Source organism: Actinomadura geliboluensis, from assembly GCF_005889745.1.
In the GTDB taxonomy this organism is placed as follows: Bacteria; Actinomycetota; Actinomycetes; order Streptosporangiales; family Streptosporangiaceae; genus Spirillospora; species Spirillospora geliboluensis.
This window is the reverse complement of sequence record NZ_VCKZ01000567.1, coordinates 1-4,824: the sequence shown is the minus strand read 5'-3', so window position 1 is coordinate 4,824 and position 4,824 is coordinate 1. Positions and strand designations below refer to the sequence as shown.

Genomic DNA, 4,824 nt, shown 5'->3' with positions numbered 1-4,824 from the left:
CCCCCGCACCACCCGCGGCTACGACGACACCAACCACAAGCTCGCCTCCTCCCCCGTCACCGACCTCACCCGCATCCTCGCCACACACCGCACCCCCACCGGATCCGGTGATACGACATGACCGGCCGTAGACCGTCCCAGGCGTGGGACGGTCGCAAACGGAATCGCCCGACTGCATCCATGCCAGGCTGGTGATCGACGCCCTACCGCTCCGGTGGCCACCATGGCCCCGGAGACCAGAAGCTGGTTGATCGAGTGACTGATTGCTGCTCGAGGCCACGCGGCGACGCCCACGCCGATGCACCGCGTGGTGATCCCCCGCAGCACCCTGGCCCCCCTCACGCCGCCGACCCGTTCAGTCCAGGTGCCGCTCGACCGCATCCAGGAACGCCTCGACCTCGTGTGCCGAAAACGTGTGCTGGTTGGCCTCGGTCACCATGTAACCGCAATCGGCGAACGCCAGGAGATACGCCCGCATCTGAGGGTCGGGCATCCGCTCGGCCTCCTGGGCGGATCTCGGCCTTGTCCGGAGCGACCGGCACCGGCTCCTCGGCGTCGTGTCCCCCTCGGACACGTACCGACCGCACATGTGGGGGCTCCGGAATCACACGGGCCTCCACTTCGTGTTTCTGGGGATAGTAGGTCATCGTCAGGCCCAGCTGCTGGTAGAGGTCGGCTTTGTCTTCGGGGTCGGCGTTGATGGCGAGTTGCGCCAGGTCCCCGGTTCGCCGGAGCAGGTCGGCGATCTCGTGCCGGGAGATGCCTGAGCCGCGCGGAGTGGCCTTCGCCTCGTGTTCCAGGCGGGCGCGTTCCTGCTTGACGTCGTTGATCCAGCGGGTGACCTCCGCCGGATCAGCTCCGGCGTCCAGCGCAGCCCGGTACTGGACGAGTTTGCGATCGCATCGCGTCTGTTGTTTGCGCAGGTCCGCTGCTCTCTGTGCGTCAGGGTCGGTCATTTGGGCGGCCATCATGTCGATGACCGACGCGATGCGGTCCGGTGTGAACGCGGTCGCCAGCCACCCGTCGACCTCGCCGAGGATCTCCGCTTCGCGCAGGTAGACGACCTTGGGATGGTCGATCTCGTTCACCATGGCGTACTCGGCAGGGAAACGGCACCGGTAGTAGGCCTGCTGGTTGTTCCAGTTCCCCTGCATCTTGCGCGTGCAGTAGCCGCAGTGCAGGCATCCTCGGAAGACGTAGGGACGCGAGGTCGGGTTGCCTTTCTTGGAGTAGGAACCGCGCGCTCGTGACTGCCGGAGCTGCTGGGCTCGTTCGAAGTCCTCGGTGCTGATGAGTGCGTCGTGAACCTTGTATTCCGACCAGATCCAGTCGGAGCGGTCGTTCCATCGCATCTTGGTGGTGTGGCCGAGGGCGACGTCATCGACGTCGATGAGGACTTCGTCCTTGCGTTGCTTGTTCCAGATCTCCCGGCCGGTGTATCGAGGGTTGCCGACGATCGTCCTGACGGCCGATTTGGACCAGGCGAGTTGGTTCCGGTGTGGGTTGCGGACCGGGTCGCTGGCGGAGGGGCATGGGATGCCCTGCCGGGTGAGTTCCTCGGCGATGTCCAGCAGCCCGCGTCCCTGCTGCTTGATGTACTGCGCGAAGATCCACTTCACCACTAGGGAATGGACCGGGTGTGCCTCCAGCCGTTTCAACCGCTTACCGTCAGCGGCCTTCGCAGGGTTGGGGTGCGGACCGGCGTCCACTAGTTGGTAGCCGTAGGGCGGACGGCCACCGAGGTAGCGGCCTTCGGTGACCGTCATCGCGGCCATCGCGGACCGCACACGGATCTTGATGCGGTTCCGCTCGCCCTTGGACAGGCCCCCGAACACGCCCATGATCATGTCGTGGGCTTCGTTGACTGGGTCGATGGGTCCACCGACCTCGGGCACCCAGAGCGGGACATTGAAGTGCTCGAAGATCGGAAACGTCAGGGAGTACTGGTTGCCGTAGAAGGCGCGGTGAGGCTCTCCGATTACTACCGCGTCGAAGTTCCGCTGGAGGTTCTTGAGTTCGTCGAGCAGCAACGAGGCGTGCGGCCGCCGCGACCACGGGATCGAGCGGGACTTGTCAACGTCGAAGTATTCGGCGACGATCACGCCGTCCTTCGGCTCGATGAGGGCTCGGGCGCGGCGAAGCTGCCAGGCACGCGACGCTTCCGGGTCCTGGTTGTCCTCGGTCGACACTCGCCCATAGAAGGCGTACCGGAGACGCGGCGGTGCGGAGGTCCGGGTGTCGTCGTCGCGTCCGGACTGCGGCTGCAGATCTTTGGGCCTTCCGGTCACGACGATTCCTCCTCGTTGGTGGAGCACCGAACGGCCTCGTACGGCCCCGGTCTCGGACTGGTTCGGCTATAGAGCACGGGTCTGGTCATTTCTCTGTCTGTCTCCTTGTCTTGGTTCTTGAAGGGTTCTCGGCTGCCTTGAGCAGGATCCGCAGCAGCACCTTGGCCGCGCCGGGGGTGAGCTGTGGCGGCTCGTCCGGCGCGACCAGGCGCACCTTCCTGTCGCTCTCCGTCACCGTCGCCCTGCTGGTGAACCGTCGCCCGTCCGCTGTGCGCGCCCTGCGGTACGGCTGCGGTCGCGGGGATTGCAACCGTCCCAGTATCGACGCTTGACTCGGCCGTGGAGGTCAAGCCTGTTCCCGGTGCGAATGCGGGGCTGTGTGACGGGCGGGGCGATGAACTGAGGCCGACCCGGTGGAGTGGTCAGGTGCCAGGTGTCTTCGCACTGATAGGCGCGCAGCCGGATGCCGGGTGCGGCGATGCGGGCGGCGTGCCGCGCCGTTCGGCGCGTGGTGTAGCGGGCACGCCCACAGCGCCCGCATAGACCGATCTGGAGGATGGCCAGCATCTCCAGCACCCGGTTGCGGCCGGCCTGCCTGCTGTGTGGGTTCTTGGTCATCGGCTCGCCTCCGGCAGGTCGGTCGCGGGCTGGAAGAGCAGGAGATCCTCGTGGGCGGTGGCGCAGGCGGGAATGCCTCGGTCGCGAGCACGGCGGGTCTCGAGCATCTGGAAGAAGGAGGCCCGGTTGACCAGTCGGCCGTCTCGCAGTCCCGCCAGAAGAGCGGCATGGCGGCCGACCAACACAAGACCGTTCTTGCCGGCGGTGTCGATGACCTGGCCGGGTAGGTCGATCAGCTCGCCTTTGGCGCGGATAGGACGGATGGTCACGGCGATCACACCGCCGGGCCGCAGCAGGGTGGCGCTGCCGACAAGGATGCGGCCAAAGCCGTCCAAGAGGCCGGGTAGGGGCTGGTGGGCGAGGTTTCCGCGGTCGGTGGAGTAGCGGTGGTTGCGCTTGTGGATCTTTCCGCCGCCGTTGTCGCGTCCTGAGCGGATGTGCCCGTGAGTGTGTGATCCGTACGGTGGTGAGGTGAGGACCAGCGCCGCTTTCCCGTGCAGGGCCCGGTAGATGGTGGCGATGTTGCGGGCGTCTCCGCAGGCAGGTGGGCAGTCCCTGTGGCCCCTTGGGATCGGGCGTGCTGGAGGTTGCCCAGGGCGAGGTGGACGAAGTCGGGCTCGTACTCCACGCCGGCGGCGTCGCGTCCGAGGTGGATGGCCTCGACCAGGGTGGTGCCGATGCCGCACATCGGGTCGACCACCAGGTCACCGGGACGGGTGAACGCACTGATGACGGTGGCAGCGATGGCCGGCAGCATCTTGCCGGGGTGGCGCATCGACTCGGGCGTGTAGCGTCCTTGGCGCTGCAGCCGGGACGGGCGCTGTCCAGTCGCCAGCACCGACGGCAACGCTTGGACGCGGGCGAATTCGTTGTGGTTCATCGGGCCCTCCCGTAGGACGGGCCGTCGGGACCAGGTGAGCTCGCGGGCTCTTGGGGTTTCTTGAACAGCGACACCGCGGCGTGGACGCCGACCGTGGGCGGCAGGGCGGTGGAGCGGGTGTCGCGGAGTTGGGCGAGGTCGGTGGGGCCGGCCTGCACGACCAGGGCGTCGCCTTCGATCGGGACGCGCAGCGCGATGACGTGCTGGGCGTAGCGGAAGCCGAGGCTTTGGGCGTGGCGGATGATGCGCGGCGCCAGGTCGATGAGGCGTCCGGCCTGGTGGCGGGCCGTGGTGATGACGGCCAGGACGCCGCCGGGGGCCAGCACTCGCCATGCCGATGCCATGAACAGCCCGAGTTGCTCGCTGGTGAGCATCCACAGGTCGGCCCGGCACGCCGGGCAGCCCGTTCCTGAGCCTCGCCTCGGGTTGTGGCCGCCGGTCTCGTATGGCGGCGGGGCGCCGATGACCAGAGAGACCTGGCCGAGGTGGTCGGCCAGGCCTTTGGCCATCTGGTCGGGCCGGACGGGGCGCATCCGCACTCGCGTCAGCTGCTGGTGGTCGAGGGCGGCGCGGAGCCGGGTGCCGATGTGCTGGGCGAGCGGGAAGTGCGGGACCAGTGCGATGGCGCGCCGGTCGAGGCGGGCGGCCGTGATCAGGGTGGCTTCGCTGGTGGTGAAGCCTTCGGCGACCAGTGCCCCTTCGCTGGTGCAGGTACTGATCAGGTGCTGGGCCAGTTCGCGCCCGATGGTCTGGCGGTGCTGGAGGCAGATCGCGGTGCCGGGCCTTTGTCGGTTCGAGCGGGCGTCCGGTCGAGGCGGCAGGTCCTGGCTGTAAGGGTCTGAGCACAGCCAGACGGTGAGCGGGACCATGCGCCGCTCGCCGTTGGGCCGGTTGCTGTTGGTGGGTGGGTGTGGACCGCCCCGGCGATGTTGGAGGCTCAGATTGTTGGTTCTCAGCCGGTCTAGGTCGCTGTGCCACGTGACCGGTTGAACGCTTCCTCGTACTCGCGCGGGGGAATGTTCCCGCAGTAAGAATGTA

5 protein-coding genes are annotated in these 4,824 nt (G+C 67.6%); all 5 read right to left on the bottom strand.

The genetic code is table 11. The annotated features are described in order from the left end of the window. Positions 1 to 338: 338 nt before the first annotated feature. Entirely contained in the window at positions 339 to 2,288 is a 1,950-nt protein-coding gene (locus ETD96_RS41455; RefSeq protein WP_205719725.1) for a recombinase family protein, read from the bottom strand. A gap of 85 nt (positions 2,289 to 2,373) precedes the next feature. After that, complete coding sequence (locus ETD96_RS45505) at positions 2,374 to 2,523, bottom strand: hypothetical protein (RefSeq protein WP_171069495.1); 150 nt, start codon at positions 2,521 to 2,523, stop codon at positions 2,374 to 2,376. 379 nt (positions 2,524 to 2,902) lie between these two features. Beyond that, positions 2,903 to 3,241: a hypothetical protein gene (locus ETD96_RS46310; RefSeq protein ID WP_205719726.1), complete on the bottom strand. Its 339-nt coding sequence runs from the start codon at positions 3,239 to 3,241 to the stop codon at positions 2,903 to 2,905. Further along, positions 3,181 to 3,663 (bottom strand): TRM11 family SAM-dependent methyltransferase, encoded by a 483-nt coding sequence (locus ETD96_RS48340; protein WP_420884838.1) that lies wholly within the window; start codon positions 3,661 to 3,663, stop codon positions 3,181 to 3,183. Before ETD96_RS48340 ends, ETD96_RS46310 begins: the two co-directional genes overlap by 61 nt. A gap of 119 nt (positions 3,664 to 3,782) precedes the next feature. Beyond that, positions 3,783 to 4,655, bottom strand: coding sequence for a hypothetical protein (locus ETD96_RS41445; RefSeq protein WP_138641953.1), 873 nt, complete (start codon positions 4,653 to 4,655; stop codon positions 3,783 to 3,785). Positions 4,656 to 4,824: the final 169 nt, after the last annotated feature.